Consider the following 19671-nt stretch of genomic DNA (forward strand, 5'->3'; position numbering starts at 1 on the left):
TCCCCTCCGGACGGAGGGGCGGAGGCGTTCACCGGCGGGCCATGCGCAGGACCGCGAGAGACCGTTGCCCCGTCATACGGCGGACGCCCCACGCCCCTAGCCTCCCTGCATGACTCGCACCCGCCGCCCCGCGGTCGTCCTCGCCGCCGTCGCCGTCCCGGCCGCGCTCGTCGCCGCCGCCACGGCCGTCCCCGCGTCCGCGACCTCCGTCCCCGCGACCTCCGTCCCCGAGCACCGCCACCCACGACCGGGCTCCCCGACCGCTCTGCACCTCGGCGCGCCGGGGTTGCCGGAGTCCCGGGTCACGACCCCGGTCCAGCGAGGCGTCACCCGCACCGTCGTCACGCGCGGCACCGCCGACCCCGCCCTCCGCTGGGTGGTGGAGGTCAACATGCCCGCCCTCGGGAGCAGCAACGACCCCGACACCCCGACCCGGTCCATCCAGGACCGGGCCGCCGCCGACGCGCAGCGGGCCCGGCTGGCCGGCGCCGGTTTCCCCGCCGTCGTGGAGGAGGTCCGTCGTCCCGCGGCCGCCGACGTGCCGGCCGGGGTCCTCGGCTACCGCCTGCGGCTCGTCGAGCGCACGGCGGACAAGGCGGCGGCCGACGCGCTCGTGGCCCGTCTCAAGGCGGCCGGGTTCGCGTCCCGATCGTGGTACTCCGGCTGGGACGGCGACGTCGCGGCCAAGGGCCCGTGGACCGTCAACGTGATCACCATCGACCCCCGCACCTTCCGCGGTCGGCTCGGCGCGACCTACGGCCCCGACCTGGAGCGCCGCGAGAAGACCAGCGCGCTGGCCGGGTTCACGCGCGCCACGGCGGCCATCAACGCCGGCTTCTTCGTCATGGACCCGACCGCCGGCGCCGAGGGCGACCCCGCCGGAGCGGCCGTGTATGACGGACGGCTGCTGTCCGAGACCGTCGCCGGACGGCCCGCGCTCGCTCTGGACCCCAAGGCGCGGCACACCCGCGTGGTCAATCCGGTCTGGACGGGCGAGCTCGTCCACGCCCAGGGTCGCGTGCGGCTCGACGGGATCAACCGCGTGATCGGCCTCATCCGCAACTGCGGCGGAGACCTGACCGATCTGCCCACGGCCCTGCCGCTGCACGACGTCACCTGCCGCGACTCGGCCGAGGCCGTGGCGTACACCCGTGAGTTCGGGGCCCGCACCCCGTCGGGCCCGGGCGCCGAGGTCGTGCTCCACCGCGGCCGCGTCATCGCCGTGCACACGTCTCGGGGGACGGTCCTCGGGCGGGGGCAGACCTCGGTGCAGGCCACCGGACAGACGGCCGCTGCCCTGGCGCGGCTGCGCGTCGGTGACCGGGCAGGGGTCGAGCAGGCTCTGACCGACGACGGCCGCCGCCTCGACCGCAAGGGAACGACCGTGGTCAACGGCGGACCCGAGCTCGTCCGCGACGGAGCGCTGCACGTCACGCAGAAGCGCGACGGGATGCACCAGCCCGACAACCCCAGCTTCGACTACGGGTGGGTGCTGCAGCGCAACCCCCGCACCTTCGCCGGCGTGGACCGCGCCGGACGCACGATGCTGGTGACGGTCGACGGCCGCCAGCTCGGCGAGCTCGGGCTGTCGATCCCCGAGGCGGCCCAGGTGGCCAAGGACCTGGGGATGGTCGACGCGATCAACCTGGACGGCGGCGGGTCGACGGCGATGGTCGTGCGGGGCCGGCTGGTGACCCACCCGTCCGACGCGACGGGCGAGCGGCCGGTCGGGGACGCGATCGTCGTCCGCTGACCCCACCATCGCCTCTCCCCCGTCTGGGTAGCCGACCCCGTCTGGGTGGCCGTCCCCCGTCTAGGTAGCCGATCCCCGTCTAGGTAGCCGATCCCCGTCAAGGTGGCCGTCCCCCGTCTAGGTGGCCGATCCCCGTCTGGGGCTGCAGCTCAAGACGGCGGCCGGCAGCCAAGACTTAGGACAGTGGCCCAGACGCAGGACGGTGATCCAGACGCAGGCCGGCAGCGCAGCCGGCGGCGCCGACTGGGCACGGCGGCGGCGCCTGGTCACGGTGGCGCGCTGCAGCACGCCACCGGAGCTGGCCGGAGCCACGTAGGCAGGAACCCACCACCGGACAGCACTCAGCACTGTCCCCCGTCTCTATGACCGTCTCCCGTCTGGGCGGCCGATCCCCGTCTGGGGCTGCAGCTCAAGACGGCGACCGGCAGCCAAGACTTAGGACCGTGGCGCTGGCTGGTCACGGTGGCACCGGCTGGTCACGGTGGCGCCGACTGGTCACGGCGGCGCGCTGCAGCACGCCCCGGGAGCTGGCCGGAGCCACGTAGGCGGGAACGCGCAGCCGCAGCCGCGTCAGGCGGAGTCGAGCCGGCGTGCGGAGGACGGCGAGAGGCCGTTGGCCCGTCATACGGCAGCTGCCTGGATCCCACCCACACCCCACTGGGATCGTGAGTGTTCGGTCCAAGAAAGGTGGACCAAACACTGACGATCTTCGGGGTGCGGTGGGGTGACGCGGGCGGTCAGTCGTGCGTGGGCATCCAGATGCGCCGCAGGTAGTCCTTCATCGACCGGTCGGAGGAGAAGAAGCCGCTGCGGGCGACGTTGAGGATCGCCGAGCGCGTCCAGCGCTCCTGGTCGCGGTAGGCCTCGTCGACCTCGCCCTGCACGTCGATGTAGGACTGGAAGTCCGCCAGCGTCATGAACCGGTCGTTGTAGAGCAGGTCGTCGACGACGGTTGCGGCCAGGCCACGGTCGCCGCCGGTGAAGTGCCCCGACGCGACCAGGTCGATGGCCCGCTTCAGCTGCGGGTTGGCCTCGTAGACCGCGCTGGGCACGTAGCCCTTGGCCTGCAGCGCCGCGACCTGCGGCTCGTCCATGCCGAACAGGAAGAAGTTGTCGTCACCCACGAGCTTGCGGATCTCGACGTTGGCGCCGTCGTCCGTGCCGATGGTGAGCGCGCCGTTGAGGGCGAACTTCATGTTGCCCGTGCCCGACGCCTCCTTGCCGGCGAGCGAGATCTGCTCGGACAGGTCGGCGGCCGGGATGAGCTTGTTGGCGAGCGTGACGTTGTAGTTGGCCGGGAAGGCCACCGTCAGCACACCCTTGACGCGCTCGTCCGCGTTGATCGTCGCGGCGACCGAGTTGATGAGGTAGATGATCTCCTTGGCCATGTGGTAGCCGGGGGCCGCCTTGGCGCCGAACACGAACGTGCGCGGCACGACCGAGTCCTTGTCGATCTGCCCCGAGATGATCTGCTCGTAGAGCGAGACGATGTGCAGGAGCTTGAGCGTCTGGCGCTTGTACTCGTGCAGACGCTTGACCATCACGTCGACCATGCCGTGCTCGGGCAGCTCGATGCCGTCGCGCACCGCCAGCAGCTCGCGCAGGCGCTTCTTGTTGGCCTGCTTGGCCGCGGCGAAGCGCTCGCGGAACTCCTCGTCCTCGGCGTACGGCTCGAGGCTCTCCAGCCGCTCCAGCTTGGTCTCCCAGCCGACGCCGATGGTGTCGGTGATCAGCTGCGACAGCGTGGGGTTGGCGAGGCGGATGAAGCGGCGCGGGGTCACGCCGTTGGTGACGTTGGTGAACTTGTCGGGCCACATCTCGGAGAAGTCCGGCAGGACCTTGTCGCGCAGCAGCTGCGAGTGCAGCTCGGCCACGCCGTTGACCTTGACCCCGGCCACCGTGGCGAGGTTGGCCATGCGGACGGCGCGCTCGGGGTGGTCCTGGATGATCGACATACGACGCACCCGCAGCTCGTCGCCCGGGAAGGCCTCGCGGACCGTCTCGAGGAACTCCTCGTTGATGCGGTAGATGATCTCGAGGTGGCGCGGCAGGAGACGGCCGACGAGCTCGACGGGCCAGACCTCGAGGGCCTCCGGCAGCAGCGTGTGGCAGGTGTACGCGAAGCACTTCTGCGTGACGGCCCACGCCTCGTCCCACTCCATGCCGTGCTCGTCCATCAGCAGGCGCATCATCTCGGGGATCGCGATGACCGGGTGGGTGTCGTTGAGCTGGAAGATGATCCGCTCGTGCAGGCGGTGGAGGTCGAAGTCCTTCTCCAGCGTGCGGTCGATGAAGTCCTTGAGCGAGCAGGCGACGAAGAAGTACTGCTGCTGCAGGCGCAGCTCGCGGCCCTGCGGGGTGGAGTCCTCGGGGTAGAGCACCTTGGAGATGTTCTCGGCGAAGGTCTGGGCGCGCACGGCTGCCGCGTAGTCGCCGGAGTTGAAGATCTGCAGGTCGAAGGCCTGCGTGGCGCGGGCGCTCCACAGGCGCAGGGTGTTGACCACGCCGTTCTGGTAGCCCGGGACCATGTAGTGGTAGGGCACGCCGAGGACGTTCCAGGCCGGCACCCAGCGGCTGCGCTGGACCTGGCGGCCGGAGCCGTCCCCCGCGTCCTCGACGTAGGTCTCGGTGCTGCCGCCGAAGCCCACGGTCACCGCGCGGTCCGGGTGCGGGAACTCCCACGGCCCGCCGAGCGAGAGCCAGGAGTCGGGGACCTCGACCTGGCGCCCGCCCTCGAAGGTCTGCCGGAAGATGCCGTACTCGTAGCGGATGCCGTAGCCGATGCACGGGACGTCCATCGTGGCGAGGGAGTCGACGAAGCAGGCGGCGAGGCGCCCCAGGCCGCCGTTGCCGAGGCCGGGCTCGACCTCCTGGGCGCGCAGCGTCCGCAGGTCCAGGCCGAGGCTCTTGAGGGCCTGGTCGGCGATCGCGCCGAGGTCGGTCGCGAGCAGGGCGTTGCCCATCTGCCGGCCGAGGAGGTACTCCGCCGACAGGTAGCCGACCATCTTGGTCGGGTTCTCCCGGCGCCGCCGGGCCGTCTCGAGCCAGTCCGCCATGAGGTAGTGCCGGATCGTGCGTGCCAGGGCGAGGTACTGGTCGTTCTGGGACGCTCGGGACAGGGCCACGCCCTCGCCGAAGTTCAGCTCGCGCAGGTACTCCCGGGCGAACCCGTCGACCGTGCGCGGGGGCCGGGCGACCGGCGCGGTGGCCAGCGGGTTGCTCGGGTCGAGCGACGGTCCGGTCGTCGTGGTGTCGTAGGGCAGGGGCCTCTCGTCCGCCAGCCAGCTCGAGCTGGGGTCCAGCGGGGTTGCGTCCTGCGTCATGTCGCCTCCGGTGTCGTGGTTCACCCGGACGCGAAGAATCCGACGGTCCGCTGCAGCGCGGCCTGGGGCGGTCCGGGACTGCCGCCAACTGTAGTGGACGGGCCCCCCTGGAGACCCAGCCTTGGGCGCACCACGCCGTAACCTGCGAGAACCGGCGAGGAAACGCTCCGCTGGGCGAGACGACGACCTCTCAGGTGCGATCCGGACACACTCTTTGGGTACCGTGACGCGAGTGACCGCCCCACGACTGTCATCCGCCCCCCAGACCCCCATCGGCCGCATCCCCGTGCTCGACGTGACCCCTCGCGTCGACGAGGGGCGACTGCCCGCCAAGTCCGTCGTGCACGAGCCGTTCACCGTCACCGCGCGGGTGTTCCGCGAGGGTCATGACGCCGTGAACGCCTCCGTCGCCATCACCGATCCGGACGGGCGCACGGCCTACGTCCCGATGCGCTCGACCAACGTCGGCCTGAGCCTGTGGGAGGCGCAGATCGCCGCCGACCGGGAGGGCCTGTGGTCCTACCGCGTGGAGGGCTGGTCCGACCCCTACGGCACCTGGCACCACGACGCCGTCATCAAGGTCGAGGCCGGCGTCGACGTCGAGCTCATGCTCGAGGAGGGTGCGCTCGTGCTCGAGCGGGCCCTCGCCGAGGTCGAGCGCTCCCCCGAGCAGCAGCAGGTCCTGCGGGAGGCCGTGGTCGCCCTGCGCGACATCTCCCGTCCCGTGCCCGACCGGCTGTATGCCGGAGCGGGCGACGCCGTCGCGCGTGAGATCACGGCCCGCCCGCTCCGCGACCACGTGTCCCCCTCCCCCGAGCAGAGCTGGCTCGTCGAGCGTCAGCTGGCGCTGGCGGGGGCGTGGTACGAGATCTTCCCCCGCTCCGAGGGCGCCTACCAGGACGCCGACGGGACCTGGCACACCGGGACGCTGCGCACCGCCGCCGAGCGGCTGCCGGCGATCCGGGACATGGGCTTCGACGTCGTCTACCTCACCCCGATCCACCCCATCGGGACGACCAACCGCAAGGGCCCCAACAACACCCTGACCGCGGGACCGCTGGACCCGGGCTCGCCCTACGCCATCGGCTCCGAGGCGGGTGGCCACGACGCGATCGAGCCGAGCCTCGGCACGTTCGAGGACTTCGACGCCTTCGTGGCGCGGGCGCGCGAGCTGGGGCTGGAGGTCGCCCTCGACATCGCTCTGCAGTGCTCCCCGGACCACCCCTGGGTCACCGAGCACCCGGAGTGGTTCACGACCCGCGCGGACGGGACCATCGCGTATGCCGAGAACCCGCCCAAGAAGTACCAGGACATCTACCCGCTGAACTTCGACAACGACCCGGCGGGGATCTACCAGGCCGTCCGCGACGTCATCCAGGTGTGGATCGACCACGGCGTCACGCTGTTCCGCGTCGACAACCCGCACACCAAGCCGGTCGAGTTCTGGCAGTGGCTGATCGCCGACGTGGCCAAGACCCACCCCGAGATCATCTGGCTGGCCGAGGCGTTCACCAAGCCCGCGATGATGCACACGCTGGGCAAGATCGGCTTCCAGCAGTCCTACACCTACTACGCGTGGCGCAACGAGAAGTGGGAGCTCGAGGAGTACGTCACCGAGCTCGCCGGCGACGCCGCGGCCTACATGCGGCCGTCCTTCTGGCCGACGACGCACGACATCCTCACGCCCTACATGCAGTACGGCGGGCCGGCGGCCTGGAAGGTCCGGGCTGCGCTCGCTGCCACCCTCGTCCCGACCTACGGCATCTACGCGGGCTACGAGCTGATGGAGCACGTCGCACGCCCGGGCGCCGAGGAGCAGATCGACAACGAGAAGTACCAGCTCAAGGACCGCGGCTGGGCGGACTACGCGCCTGGTGGGCCCAAGGCCGGTCAGTCGCTCGACGGCTACCTGCGCACGCTCAACCAGATCCGTCACTGGCACCCCTCGCTGCGGCTGCTGCGCAACATCACGTTCCACCACTGCGAGGACGAGAACATCATCGTGTTCTCCAAGACCGCACGCACGCCCGACGGTCACGACGACACCGTCATCGTCGTCGCCAACCTCGACCCGCACTCGACGCGGGAGTCCTGGATCCACCTGGACATGCCGGCCCTCGGTCTGGGATACGGTGACGGGTTCGTGGCGCACGACGAGATGACCCAGCAGTCCTGGCACTGGGGACCGGACAACTTCGTCCGGCTCGGCCGTGACGCCGAACCCGCCCACATCATCCACGTCCGGAGGTTCTGACAGGTGCACGGCCTCAACCTCGCCCAGCCCGGGCTCAAGCACGACCCGCGCTGGTTCCGCAAGGCTGTCTTCTACGAGGTGCTCGTCCGCGCCTTCGCCGACAGCAACGGGTCGGGCGCCGGTGACTTCACCGGTCTGCTCGGCAAGCTCGACTACCTCCAGTGGCTCGGCGTCGACTGCCTGTGGCTGCCCCCGTTCTACGCGTCGCCGCTGCGCGACGGCGGCTACGACATCGCCGACTACCGCGCGGTGCTGCCGGAGTTCGGGACGCTGCCGGAGTTCAAGGAGCTGGTGTCGCAGGCCCACGCCCGCGGCATCCGGATCATCACCGACTTCGTGATGAACCACACCAGCGACCAGCACCCGTGGTTCCAGGCGAGCCGCTCGGAGCCCGAGGGGCCCTACGGCGACTACTACGTCTGGTCCGACGACGACACCAAGTACTCCGACGCGCGCATCATCTTCGTGGACACCGAGGTCTCCAACTGGACCTTCGACCCCGTGCGCCGGCAGTTCTTCTGGCACCGTTTCTTCTCCCACCAGCCGGACCTCAACTTCGAGAACCCCAAGGTCCAGGAGGAGATGTTCGACATCGTCCGCTACTGGATGGACATGGGCATCGACGGGTTCCGGCTCGACGCCGTCCCCTACCTCTTCGAGGAGGACGGGCACAACGGCGAGAACCACCCCAAGACGCACGAGTTCCTGGCCCAGCTGCGGCGCATGGTGGACGAGGAGTACCCCGGCCGCATCCTGCTGGCCGAGGCCAACCAGATGCCCCACGAGGTCGTGGACTACTTCGGCTCCGAGGAGGCGCCGGAGTGCCAGATGTGCTTCCACTTCCCCGTGATGCCGCGCCTGTACTACGCGCTGCGCGAGGGCAAGGCCACGCCCATCGTCAAGGTGCTCGAGGAGACCCCCGAGATCCCGACGGGCACGCAGTGGGGCACCTTCCTGCGCAACCACGACGAGCTGACGCTCGAGATGGTGGACAACGAGGAGCGTGCCGCGATGTACGGCTGGTACGCCCCCGACCCGCGCATGAAGGCCAACGTCGGCATCCGCCGCCGCCTCGCTCCCCTGCTGGACAACTCCCGCGCCGAGATCGAGCTGATCAACGCGCTGGTCCTGTCCCTGCCCGGCTCGCCGTGCCTGTACTACGGCGACGAGCTCGGCATGGGCGACAACATCTGGCTCAACGACCGCGACGCGGTGCGCACCCCCATGCAATGGACGCCGGACCGCAACGCGGGCTTCTCCAGCGCCGACCCCGGCAAGCTCTACCTGCCGGTCATCCAGTCGCTCGTCTACCACCACAACAACGTCAACGTCGAGGCGGCGATGGCGTCCAGCTCGTCGCTGCTGCACTGGATGCGCGGGATGCTGCAGGTGCGCCGTCACCACCCGGTGATGGGCATGGGCACCTTCACCGTCATGCCGAGCGACAACGACGCGATCCTCGCCTTCCTGCGCGAGGTCACCGAGGCCGAGGCGGACGAGGACACCCCCGCCGAGACCGTCCTGTGCGTCAACAACCTGTCGCCGCGCCCCCAGGGCACCAGGATCCAGCTGCCCAGCGCGTATGCCGGAGCCCAGGTGCAGGACCTGTTCGGCGGCAGCGGCTTCGTCTCCGTGGACGAGCGGGCACGCTTCACGGTGACCATGGGTTCGCGAGACTTCTTCTGGCTCAAGCTGGTCCGCAAGACCGGGAACGAGGACTGAGATGGCAGGCACGTGCAAGATCGAGGCCGGAGCCACGCTGGAGCCGACCAAGCTCGAGGCCCTGCAGGCGTGGATCGGCGAGCAGCGGTGGTTCATCGGCAAGGGCTCCGAGGACGGTCCCCAGCTCGCGCGGGTCGGTGGCTACCGTTTCCAGGACCCCGAGGGCGAGGTCGGCATCGAGACGCTGCTGGTCCGCGACACCGCGGCCGAGCCTCCCGTGCTCTACCAGGTGCCCCTCACCTATCGCGCGACGCCCCTCGAGGGCGGTGAGCACGCGCTCGTCGGCACGATGGAGCACTCGGTGCTCGGCCCGCGCTACGTCTACGACGCGCCGCACGACCCCGCCTACGTCGCCGAGCTCGTCCGCACCATCGTCGAGGGAGACACCGAGGCCACCCCGGACCACGGCAAGGTCGACACCGGCGCGCAGGGCAGCCCCGTCGACGGGGTCGGGCGCGTCGCCATACGCAGCGCCAAGGTGCTGTCCGGCGAGCAGTCCAACACCTCGATCATCGTCACCGCGGACGACGCGGACGGTGCCCCGGCACCGTTGATCGTCAAGGTGTTCCGCGTGCTGTCGGCCGGCGACAACCCCGACGTCACGGTGCAGACCGCCCTGGCCGAGGCCGGCTCGACGCTGGTCCCGAGGCCCCTCGGCTCGCTGCGCGGGCGCTGGACCGACAACGGGCACGACGTCCGCGGCCACCTCGCGTTCGCCCAGGAGTTCCTGCCCGACGTCCGCGACGCCTGGCGCGTCGCGCTCGAGGCCGCCAGCACCGGCACGGACTTCACCGAGCGCGCCCGCGCCCTCGGCGTCGCCACCGGCGAGGTGCACCGCACGCTCGCCGAGGCGATGGAGACCGCCGAGGCCACCGACGAGGACCACCGCACCCTGGCGCTGTCGATGCGCAGCCGCTGGGTCCTGGCCGCCGAGGCCCACCCGCCGCTGCGCGAGCAGGAGGCCGAGGTCGACGCGATCCTCGCCGCCGCCCGCGACGCCGACTGGCCGCTGCTGCAGCGCATCCACGGCGACTACCACCTCGGGCAGGTCCTCGACGTGCCCGGGCGCGGCTGGGTGCTGCTGGACTTCGAGGGCGAGCCCCTGCGCCCGCTCGCCGAGCGCACCGTCCCCGACCTGGCCGTCCGCGACGTGGCTGGCATGCTCCGGTCCTTCGACTACGCGGCCGGCTCGGTCGCGCAGGAGGACGCGAGCCGCTCCGAGACCGCCGCCGCCTGGGCGCACGCCGCCCGCGAGGCCTTTCTCGACGGCTACGCCGACGCCACCGGGCGCGACCCCCGCCACGAGCCCGAGGTGCTGCGCGCCATGGAGCTCGACAAGGCCCTGTACGAAGTGGTCTACGAGGCACGCAACCGTCCCTCGTGGCTCCCCATCCCCACCGGCGCCGTCGAGCGCCTGGTGGCTGCAGCGAAGGGAACAACGATGAAGGACCACGACGCACCCCGCACCGACGAGTCGGCCGACAGCGCCAGCGCGACCAGCACCCCCAGCACCCCCAGCACCCCCAGCACCCCCCGGACGGCCGCTCCCTCGGCCGACGCCGCACCAACCGGCTCCGGCAGCACGCGCCGCGAGAAGCCGACGCAGGAGAGCGACGGCGGCGACCGGTCGTCGCGGCTGCTCGGTGCGGTCTCCGGCGTCGTGGGCGCCGTCGGCGCAGCCGTGGCCTCGCAGGTCGGCGAGGCGGCGCGCAACGCCGCGGGCTCCGCCGCCCAGGAGGTCCGCTCCCGCGCCGCGGCAGCCATGTCCACCGACAGCACCGCGTCCACCGAGGCCAGGCCGTCCACGGAGACCGGCGCGTCCACGGAGACCAGCACGTCCACCCAGGCCGCCGCACCCGCGCGGTCCGTGACGCCGACCGGCCCCCGTCCGGTGCCGGTGCACACGGACGAGATCAACCGGCTCGTCCACGGTCACCACCACGACCCGCACTCGGTCCTCGGGCCGCACCAGGGCGACGGTGTCGTCACCGTGCGCACGTTCAGGCCGCGGGCCGCGACGGTCGACCTCGTCCTCGACGGCCGGGTCGTGCCCTTCCAGCACGAGCACGAGGGCGTCTGGACCGCCACGATCGAGGCCGACCAGGTCCCCGACTACCGCGTCGCGGTGGACTACGGCGACGGGTTCAAGCACACGGTCGACGACCCCTACCGCTTCTGGCCGACCCTCGGCGAGGTCGACATCCACCTCATCTCCGAGGGACGCCACGAGCAGCTGTGGGACGTCCTCGGCTCGCACGTCCGGTCCTACGACGGCCCTCTCGGCACGACGCGGGGCACCAGCTTCGCCGTCTGGGCGCCCAACGCCCGCACCGTCCGCGTCGCCGGCGACTTCAACACCTGGGACTCCCAGGGCCACCCGATGCGGTCGCTCGGCGGCTCGGGCCTGTGGGAGCTCTTCATCCCCGGCGTGGAGCCCGGCACCCGCTACAAGTACGAGATCCTCGGCAAGGACGGCCAGTGGCGCGCCAAGGCCGACCCGATGGCGCGGCGCACCGAGATCCCGCCGGCCACCGCGTCGGTCGTCGACGAGTCGACCTACCGCTGGTCCGACGAGGCCTGGATCACCGAGCGCGACGCCACGCAGCGCCACGAGCAGCCCATGAGCATCTACGAGGTCCACCTCGGCTCGTGGCGGCTGGGGCTGTCCTACACCGAGCTCGCGGACCAGCTCGTCGCCTACGTCAAGGACCTCGGCTTCACCCACGTGGAGTTCCTCCCCGTCGCCGAGCACCCCTACGGCCCGTCCTGGGGCTACCAGGTCACCGGCTACTACGCCCCGACCTCGCGCTTCGGCTCGCCCGACGAGTTCCGCCACCTCGTGGACGCGCTGCACCAGGCCGGCGTAGGCGTGATCCTCGACTGGGTCCCGGCACACTTCCCCAAGGACGCCTTCGCCCTGGCCAAGTTCGACGGCGAGGCGCTCTACGAGCACCCGGACCCCCGCCGCGGCGACCAGCCCGACTGGGGCACCCATGTCTTCGACTTCGGTCGTCCGCAGGTGCGCAACTTCCTCGTCGCCAACGCGCTCTACTGGCTCGAGGAGTTCCACATCGACGGCCTGCGGGTCGACGCGGTGGCGTCGATGCTCTACCTCGACTACTCGCGCAACGAGGGCGAGTGGCTGCCCAACCAGTACGGCGGCCGGGAGAACCTCGACGCCGTGCAGCTGCTCCAGGAGACCAACGCGACGGTCTACAAGCACCACCCGGGCGCGATGGTCATCGCCGAGGAGTCCACGTCCTGGCCGGGCGTCACCCGACCCACCGAGATCGGCGGCCTGGGCTTCGGCTTCAAGTGGAACATGGGCTGGATGCACGACACACTCGACTACGTCGAGCACGAGGCCATCTACCGGCAGTACCACCACGGCGAGATGACCTTCGGCATGGTCTACGCGTTCAGCGAGAACTTCGTGCTGCCGATCTCGCACGACGAGGTCGTCTACGGCAAGGGCTCCCTGCTCCGCAAGATGCCCGGCGACCGCTGGCAGCAGCTCGCCAACCTGCGCGCCTACCTCGGCTTCATGTGGGCCCACCCCGGCAAGAAGCTGCTGTTCATGGGTCAGGAGTTCGCGCAGGAGGCCGAGTGGGCCGACGCGCGGAGCCTGGACTGGTGGCTCCTGGACCAGCCGTGGCACCTCGCCGTGCACCAGATGGTCAAGTCGATGAACGGCACCTACCGCGAGTCGCCCGCCCTGTGGCAGCTCGATACGTCCGGCGAGGGCTTCCGCTGGATCGACGCCAACGACGCCCAGGGCAACGTGTTCTCGTTCCTGCGCTACGGCAAGGACGAGGGCGAGGGCCGTCCCGCGGTGGCCTGCGTGTCCAACTTCTCGGGCGGTCCGCACCACCAGTACCGCATCGGCCTGCCCCACCCGGGCGTCTGGCGCGAGGTGCTCAACACCGACGCGACCGAGTGGGCCGGCTCCGGGGTCGGCAACCTCGGCCAGGTCGTCGCTGAGGAGATCCCCTGGCACGGGCTCCCCTACTCCGCCGAGATCACGGTGCCGCCGCTCGCCACGGTGTGGTTCAGCGCGGAGACCCCCGTCCCGGCCGAGCCCACGGCGGTGCGGCGGCAGGAGCGCCCCGAGCTGACCTCGACGTCGGCCTCGACCTTGGCCTCAACCTCGACCTCGGCCTCGGCCTCGGCCTCGACATCGACCGAGATCGGTGCCGACGCGGCCTCGCGGCCCGAGCTGGGCGCCACCCCGGACGAGACGCAGGTCTGACAACGCGCCGGCACGGCATACGACCGGAGGGGCCCCACCAGCACGGTGGGGCCCCTCCCGCATGCTCAAGGCCGACAGGGGCGGCCGCGCACTCGCGCATGGTCATGCGAACTGGTGAGTAACAAGGTGTAGGCAAGGAGGTCTACCGGCGGGTAGCCTCACGGCACCTCACCCCTCCCGACAGGAGACACCGTTGTCCTCTGCCGTGCCCCGCCGTCGCACCGCCGCGACCGCCGTCCTCGCCGTCACCCTCCTCGCCATCGCCCCGGCGATCGCCTCGGCGGACGAGCACGTGATCCCCGGCACCGCCGGCGCCAGCACCCTGAGCGACTCCCCCGAGCCCGCTCGTCCCGCGTTCTACGAGCCGCCCGCCCAGATCCCCAGCACGCCCGGCACCATCATCCGCACGGAGAAGGCCGACAACGTCCTCGACCCCCTGGACGCCTCCTCCCTCACCTTCGACGCCCGCCGCGTCATGTACTCCTCCAAGGACCGCGAGGGCCGCTCGATCGCCGTCACCGGCGTGATGGTCTCGCCCAAGACCCCCTGGATCGGTCCGGGCAAACGGCCCATCATCAGCTACGCCGCCGGCACCCAGGGCATGGGCGACTCCTGCGCCCCCTCCCGCCAGCTCAAGGCGATGTCGGAGTACGAGACGCTGTTCTTCAAGGACTTGCTCTTCCGCGGCTACACGGTCGCCCTGACCGACTACCAGGGGCTCGGGACCCCTGGCACGCACACCTACATGGTGCGCGAGGCCCAGGGTCACGCGGTGCTCGACATGGCGCGCGCGGCGCAGCGGGCGGGCTTCCCCGGCACCGATACCTCCACCCCGATCGGCCTCACCGGCTACTCCCAGGGCGGCGGCGCCGTGGCGGCGGCCGCCGAGCTGGCCGCGTCCTACGCCCCTGAGCTCACGGTCAAGGGCACCGTCGCCGGTGCGCCCCCCGCCGACCTGTCCAGCGCGGTCCCCGCCAAGATCGACGGGACGCTCTACTCCGCGTTCGAGCTCTACGCGACGGCCGGCCTGTTCGCGGCCTACCACGTCGACCCGGCCTCGATCCTCAACGACAAGGGCGTGGCCCTGCTGCCCAAGGTCGAGCAGAACTGCGTCACCGGGCTGTTCGACCTGGCGTTCGTCAAGAGCGCGACCCTCACCAAGGACGGGCTGCCGTTCACGTCCTCCTTCGGCGAGGAGCCGCTGCGAAGCATCCTGGCGGACAACCGGATCGGCAACCGCAAGCCCAACGCCCCGGTGATGATCACGCACTCCGTGTCCGACGACGTCATCCCCTACCCCGTCGGCAAGCAGCTGGCCAAGGACTGGTGCGCCAAGGGCGCCAACGTGTCCTTCCGCCCGCTGCTCGCCCCGGCGCACGTCGGTGGGATCCTCAGCACCTCGGCGCTCGCCCTCCCGTTCTTCGAGGCGAGGTTCGGGGGCCTGCCGCAGGTCAGCACCTGCGCGGTCCTGTGACGGGCCAGCACCTGACCAGCACCTGACCAGCACCTGACCGTATGCCGTCCGCCGCCGTCACCCCGCGTGACGGCGGCGGGCGGCATACGGCTCTCACCGCGCCCGGATGCCCGGGTGCGGCATCCCTGCCAGGATAGGAACCATGACCGCCAACCGTGCAGGACAGCCCGCCGAGCCCCGTGACCTGGTGGACGTGGCCCACCTCGTGACCGCCTACTACACCGGCAAGCCGGACCCCGACGACATCGACCAGCAGGTCGCGTTCGGGACGTCGGGGCACCGCGGGAGCAGCCTGCGGACCGCGTTCAACAAGGACCACATCCTGGCGACGACGCAGGCGATCGTGGACTACCGCACCGAGCAGGGCTTCGACGGCCCGTTGTTCATCGGGCGCGACACGCACGGCCTGTCCGAGCCGGCCTGGGCGTCGGCGCTGGAGGTCCTCGTGGCCAACGACGTGCACGTGATGGTGGACGCGGAGGACCGCTACACCCCGACCCCGGCGGTCTCGCACGCCATCCTGCGGGCCAACCAGGGCAAGATCTCGGGCGTCGACGACCTGCCCGCCGACAGCGGCCTCGCCGACGGCATCGTCGTCACCCCCTCGCACAACCCGCCGAGCGACGGTGGCTTCAAGTACAACCCGCCGCACGGCGGGCCCGCCGACACCGACGCGACGGGCTGGATCGCCAAGCGGGCCAACCACTACATCAAGGCCGGGCTCGAGGGCGTCAAGCGCGTGCCGTTCGCCGAGGCCCGGGCCGCGTGCGAGCCCTACGAGTTCAAGCGCATCTACGTCGAGGACCTCGCCAACGTCATCGACCTGGCCGCGATCAAGGAGGCGGGCGTCCGCATCGGCGCGGACCCGCTCGGCGGCGCGGCGGTCGACTACTGGGGCGCCATCGGTGAGCACTACGGCCTCGACCTGACCGTGGTGAACCCGCTCGTCGACCCGACCTGGCGGTTCATGACGCTCGACTGGGACGAGAAGATCCGGATGGACTGCTCCTCCCCCTCCGCGATGGCCTCGCTCATCGCGCAGAAGGACAACTATGACATCGCGACCGGCAACGACGCGGACTCCGACCGGCACGGCGTCGTCACGCCGGACGGCGGCCTGATGAACCCCAACCACTACCTCGCCGTGGCGATCCAGTACCTCTACGGCGGCGGCCGACCCGACTGGCCCGCCGACGGGTTCATCGGCAAGACGCTGGTCTCGTCGTCGATGATCGACCGCGTCGCGGCCGACCTCGGGCGGCGGCTCGTCGAGGTGCCGGTGGGCTTCAAGTGGTTCGTGCCCGGGCTGCTCGACGGCTCCGGGCCGTTCGGCGGCGAGGAGTCGGCGGGCGCGTCCTTCCTGCGCTTCGACGGGTCCGTGTGGTCGACCGACAAGGACGGCATCATCCTGGCGCTCCTCGCGAGCGAGATCCAGGCCAAGACCGGGAAGTCCCCCTCGCAGCACTACGCCGAGCTCGTGGCCCGCCACGGCGACCCGGCCTACGCCCGCGTCGACGCCCCGGCCAACCGCGAGCAGAAGGCCAACCTCAAGGCGCTGTCCCCCTCGGACGTCGCCGCGGAGTCCCTTGCGGGAGAGCCGATCACGGCCAAGCTGACGGAGGCGCCGGGCAACGGCGCGGCGATCGGCGGCCTCAAGGTGACGACGGAGTCCGCGTGGTTCGCGGCCCGCCCGTCCGGCACCGAGGACGTCTACAAGATCTACGCCGAGTCCTTCAAGGGGCCGGAGCACCTCGCGCAGGTCCAGGAGGAGGCGCGGGCGGTCGTCTCCGCCGCCCTGGGACAGTGACCGGCGGCCGACGGCGGTCCTGACCGTATGCCGGAGCCCGGCCGCGTCGCGGATCCCCACGAGGCGGCCGGGCTCTCGGCATACCGCGGGGTGCGCGCGAGGTCGTGAGCGCGGGCGGGTGCACCTCCCGCGGCACCACTAGGCTGGCCCCCATGACCTCTGCCGACGATCTCGCCCTCGCCGCCGACCTGGTCCGCTCCGCCGGCACGCTGGCGCTCGAGATGCGCGCCGCGGGCCTTGAGGGGACCCGCAAGACCTCGGTGTCGGACGTCGTCACCGCCGCCGACCACGCGGCGGAGGAGCTCGTGGGTTCGCGGCTGCGGGCCGAGCGCCCCGACGACGGCCTCGTCGGCGAGGAGGGGACGAGCGCCCCGGCCACGAGCGGCCGCAGGTGGTTCATCGACCCGGTCGACGGGACCTACAACTTCCTGCACGGCATGACGCACTGGTGCTCCGCGCTCGCCCTCGTGGACGACGAGGGGCCGATCCTCGGTGCCGTGTACCACCCCGAGAGCGACCAGCTCTGGCTGGGGGGCCGCGACCACCCCACGACGTGCAACGGCGTGCCCGTCGGCCCCGTCCGCGACCTGTCGCTCGACCTGGTCAGCGCGGCGACCTACCTGCACCCGACGAGGTTCGGTCGGCCCGAGATGATCGCGCCGTGGGCCGAGGCGACCCGGCTGTGCGCGACGGTCCGCATGCTCGGGTCGGCGTCGGTCGACCTCGCCTGGACCTCCGACAGCCGCGTGGGCGTGTGGTACCAAGCGGACTGCCACCCCTGGGACTGGTATCCCGGCCAGGCGCTCGTGGAGGCCGCCGGCGGCGTGACGCGGCTGGTGCCGGTCGGGGGACACACCTGGCACGTCGCCGGCTCCCCCACCGCGGTCGACCAGGTGGCCGAGGCGATGATCACCTGCCTGCCCCGCGACGAGCGCGAGGCCGCCGCCCGATGAGCTCGCTGCGACTGACGCGTCTCGGCCACCGCGACGCGCTGCTGGTGCTGGCCGCCGGCGACCTGTTCGGCACCCCGCCCACCGAGGAGGGCGCGCGACGATTCCTCGAGATGCCCGGGCACCACCTCGTGCTGGCGATCGAGGGCTACCGGCCGGTCGGGTTCGTCAGCGGGGTCGAGATGGGCCACCCCGACAAGGGCACCGAGATGTTCGTCTACGAGCTGGCCGTGGACCCCGCGCAGCAGCGCCGCGGCATCGCCTCCGCCCTGCTCCGCGAGCTGCAGGCGATCGCGACCGAGCGTGGCTGCAGCGCCCTGTGGACGGTCACGGACACCGACAACGAGGCTGCCCTGGCGACCTATCGCTCGCTGGGCGCCCGGGACTCGAGCGGCAAGACCATGCTGGAGTGGGATGGCGGGCACGCCACCCGCTAACCGCGGACCCGCTCCTCTGAGGCCACCTCGATCAGCCCCGCCCCCAGGAGCGCCCGCAGGTGATAGCTCGCGTTGGCCTGGGTGATGTCGAGCTCGCGCGACACCTCGGTGGCGCTGAGCTCGGCCCCGGTCAGGAGCGACAGCATCCGCAGGCGCAGCGGGTGGGCCACCGCCCGCAGGCGCCGGCGCTCCTCGTCGGTCGCGTCCTGCCCCATCAGCGGAGGGTGAGGCCCTCGGCGGCGAAGTGGTCCCGACCCCGGCGGGTGATCTCGTCGAGCTCGTCAAAGAGCGCGTGGTCCACCCTGGTGAAGGTGAAGCAGGACTTGCCCTGCATCCTCTTGCGCAGCTCCGGCGACATGTCGGCGACCGTCTCGGGCCGCAGGTAGGCGCACATCAGGTGATAGCTGACATAGCGCTTGCCGAGCCGGACCCCGGCGAAGGAGATCCCGTCGGAGTAGTTGCGGAAGGGCGCGCCGAGCAGCAGGTAGCTGCCGGGGTCGGGCGCCTGCGCCTCCTTGCGACCGCCGTCGCAGTTGGCCTCCGTGACGTTGTCGGTCGTGCGGAACACGTCCTCGTGCACCGACAGTCGACGGACGAGCTCGTCGTAGACCGGCTGCAGGTCGGGCATCGGCGCTCCTGGGTGTGTCGGGGACGTCGTGGGCGGATCTACCTGAGGTAGTCACCTCGACCTGGGGTGCCAACCCCGGCGGACGTGACTACCTGAGGTAGGTCAGAAGAGGGCGGACATGAGGGACGTGCGGCCCTTCTTGACGCGCGGGTCGTCGTTGCCCACGACGTCGAAGAGGGTGATCAGGTGCAGGCGGACCGTCTCGCGGTCGTCGCCGGCCAGCGTGCGCACGAGGTCGACGAGCCGCAGGAAGGCATCCTCCACGTGCCCGCCCATGACGTCGAGGTCGGCCACCAGCAGCTGCGCGCCCACGTCGGACGGGTCGTCGGCCGCGGCCTGGCGGGCGGCCTGCAGGTCGACACCGGTGGTGCGCTCGAGCAGGTCGACCTGGGCCTTGCCCACCTGGGCGTCGCGGTCCTGGGGGTCCTTGGCCAGGGCCTTGTCGTATGCCGCCCGGGCGCCCTCGAAGTCACCGCGCTCGAGGGCGGTGAAGGCCTCCTCGTGCTCCGGCGACATCGGGACCTCGGCGTCGGGGTCGGCCTGCTCCCCCACGTCGACCCGGCCGGTGATGCCGTTGGCGACGGCGACCTTGAGCAGCTCGTCGACGTACTGCTGGATGACGTCCTTGGGCTGGCTGCCGACGAACAGCGGCACGGGCTGGCCCTGGAGCAGGCCGACCGCCATGGGGATCTGCTGCACCTGCAGCGCCTGCGCGAGGCCGGGGTTGCTGTCGACGTCGACCGTCGCGAGCACGAACCGACCACCGCTGGCCTCGGCGACGGCGGCGAAGTCGGCGACGACCTCCTGGCCGCCCCGGGTGGCGCTCCACACGAGCAGGACGGACGGCACGCTGACCGACTGCTGCATGATCTGCTGGATCGTGGCCTCGGTGGCCTCCACCACGACCGGGGAGCCCTGGCGGGCGCCCCCACCCTGGGCGGGGGCGCCGGCGGGCTGCTGGCTGAGTCCGGACAGGTCGACCGCACCACGAGCGGCGGCGTTGGAGAACGGCTGCGACGTCATACGGGCATTGTGTCGCACCCGGTCCGCTGCCGGGTAACCGGACGACGAGCT

12 protein-coding genes are annotated in these 19671 nt (G+C 71.4%); 8 read left to right on the top strand and 4 right to left on the bottom strand.

Annotated elements, in window-relative coordinates; all coding sequences use genetic code 11:
* The first annotated feature begins 109 nt into the window (after nt 1-109).
* Nucleotides 110-1753, top strand: coding sequence for a phosphodiester glycosidase family protein (locus B2P18_RS16390; RefSeq protein ID WP_286961615.1), 1644 nt, complete (start codon nt 110-112; stop codon nt 1751-1753).
* Between the two features lie 737 nt (nt 1754-2490).
* On the opposite strand, the gene B2P18_RS16395 is transcribed toward B2P18_RS16390, so the two are convergent.
* The gene (locus B2P18_RS16395) at nt 2491-5076 is read right to left on the bottom strand and encodes a glycogen/starch/alpha-glucan phosphorylase (RefSeq protein ID WP_286961616.1); all 2586 of its coding nucleotides are present in this window, start codon (nt 5074-5076) and stop codon (nt 2491-2493) included.
* A 232-nt stretch (nt 5077-5308) separates the two neighbouring features.
* On the opposite strand from B2P18_RS16395, the gene B2P18_RS16400 reads away from it, so the two are divergent.
* From B2P18_RS16400 to B2P18_RS16430, 7 genes are all read left to right on the top strand, one after another.
* Complete coding sequence (locus tag B2P18_RS16400) at nt 5309-7330, top strand: alpha-1,4-glucan--maltose-1-phosphate maltosyltransferase (protein WP_286961618.1); 2022 nt, start codon at nt 5309-5311, stop codon at nt 7328-7330.
* 3 nt (nt 7331-7333) lie between these two features.
* The gene (gene treS / locus B2P18_RS16405; protein ID WP_286961619.1) at nt 7334-9052 is read left to right on the top strand and encodes a maltose alpha-D-glucosyltransferase; all 1719 of its coding nucleotides are present in this window, start codon (nt 7334-7336) and stop codon (nt 9050-9052) included.
* Nucleotide 9053: 1 nt separating this feature from the next.
* Nucleotides 9054-13301, top strand: a complete 4248-nt coding sequence (glgB, locus tag B2P18_RS16410) for a 1,4-alpha-glucan branching protein GlgB (protein ID WP_286961620.1) — start codon at nt 9054-9056, stop codon at nt 13299-13301.
* Between the two features lie 193 nt (nt 13302-13494).
* Nucleotides 13495-14775: a lipase family protein gene (locus B2P18_RS16415; protein ID WP_286961622.1), complete on the top strand. Its 1281-nt coding sequence runs from the start codon at nt 13495-13497 to the stop codon at nt 14773-14775.
* A gap of 142 nt (nt 14776-14917) precedes the next feature.
* Nucleotides 14918-16582 (top strand): phosphoglucomutase (alpha-D-glucose-1,6-bisphosphate-dependent), encoded by a 1665-nt coding sequence (gene pgm / locus B2P18_RS16420; RefSeq protein ID WP_286961624.1) that lies wholly within the window; start codon nt 14918-14920, stop codon nt 16580-16582.
* Nucleotides 16583-16734: 152 nt separating this feature from the next.
* A complete protein-coding gene (locus tag B2P18_RS16425; RefSeq protein ID WP_286958981.1) occupies nt 16735-17535 on the top strand; it encodes an inositol monophosphatase family protein in 801 nt (266 codons plus the stop codon).
* Complete coding sequence (locus B2P18_RS16430; protein WP_019285620.1) at nt 17532-17969, top strand: GNAT family N-acetyltransferase; 438 nt, start codon at nt 17532-17534, stop codon at nt 17967-17969. Before B2P18_RS16425 ends, B2P18_RS16430 begins: the two co-directional genes overlap by 4 nt.
* Here B2P18_RS16430 and B2P18_RS16435 read toward each other — a convergent pair.
* From B2P18_RS16435 to B2P18_RS16445, 3 genes are all read right to left on the bottom strand, one after another.
* Nucleotides 17966-18184, bottom strand: a complete 219-nt coding sequence (locus B2P18_RS16435; RefSeq protein ID WP_019285621.1) for a winged helix-turn-helix domain-containing protein — start codon at nt 18182-18184, stop codon at nt 17966-17968. The genes B2P18_RS16430 and B2P18_RS16435 overlap by 4 nt on opposite strands.
* Nucleotides 18184-18597, bottom strand: coding sequence for a hypothetical protein (locus B2P18_RS16440; protein ID WP_286961627.1), 414 nt, complete (start codon nt 18595-18597; stop codon nt 18184-18186). Before B2P18_RS16440 ends, B2P18_RS16435 begins: the two co-directional genes overlap by 1 nt.
* A 102-nt stretch (nt 18598-18699) precedes the next feature.
* Nucleotides 18700-19620, bottom strand: coding sequence for a tetratricopeptide repeat protein (locus tag B2P18_RS16445; RefSeq protein ID WP_286958984.1), 921 nt, complete (start codon nt 19618-19620; stop codon nt 18700-18702).
* Nucleotides 19621-19671: the final 51 nt, after the last annotated feature.

The organism is Arsenicicoccus sp. UBA2120 (assembly GCF_002330965.1).
Taxonomy (GTDB): domain Bacteria; phylum Actinomycetota; class Actinomycetes; order Actinomycetales; family Dermatophilaceae; genus Arsenicicoccus; species Arsenicicoccus bolidensis.

Bases quoted from the DNA above. Each gene is read 5' to 3' on its own strand.
- glgB (WP_286961620.1), top strand. From the start codon at position 9,054: ATGGCAGGCACGTGCAAGATCGAGGCCGGAGCCACGCTGGAGCCGACC.
- B2P18_RS16430 (WP_019285620.1), top strand. From the start codon at position 17,532: ATGAGCTCGCTGCGACTGACGCGTCTCGGCCACCGCGACGCGCTGCTG.
- B2P18_RS16445 (WP_286958984.1), bottom strand. From the start codon at position 19,620: ATGACGTCGCAGCCGTTCTCCAACGCCGCCGCTCGTGGTGCGGTCGAC.
- B2P18_RS16425 (WP_286958981.1), top strand. From the start codon at position 16,735: ATGACCTCTGCCGACGATCTCGCCCTCGCCGCCGACCTGGTCCGCTCC.
- B2P18_RS16435 (WP_019285621.1), bottom strand. From the start codon at position 18,184: ATGGGGCAGGACGCGACCGACGAGGAGCGCCGGCGCCTGCGGGCGGTG.
- B2P18_RS16390 (WP_286961615.1), top strand. From the start codon at position 110: ATGACTCGCACCCGCCGCCCCGCGGTCGTCCTCGCCGCCGTCGCCGTC.
- B2P18_RS16395 (WP_286961616.1), bottom strand. From the start codon at position 5,076: ATGACGCAGGACGCAACCCCGCTGGACCCCAGCTCGAGCTGGCTGGCG.
- B2P18_RS16440 (WP_286961627.1), bottom strand. From the start codon at position 18,597: ATGCCCGACCTGCAGCCGGTCTACGACGAGCTCGTCCGTCGACTGTCG.
- pgm (WP_286961624.1), top strand. From the start codon at position 14,918: ATGACCGCCAACCGTGCAGGACAGCCCGCCGAGCCCCGTGACCTGGTG.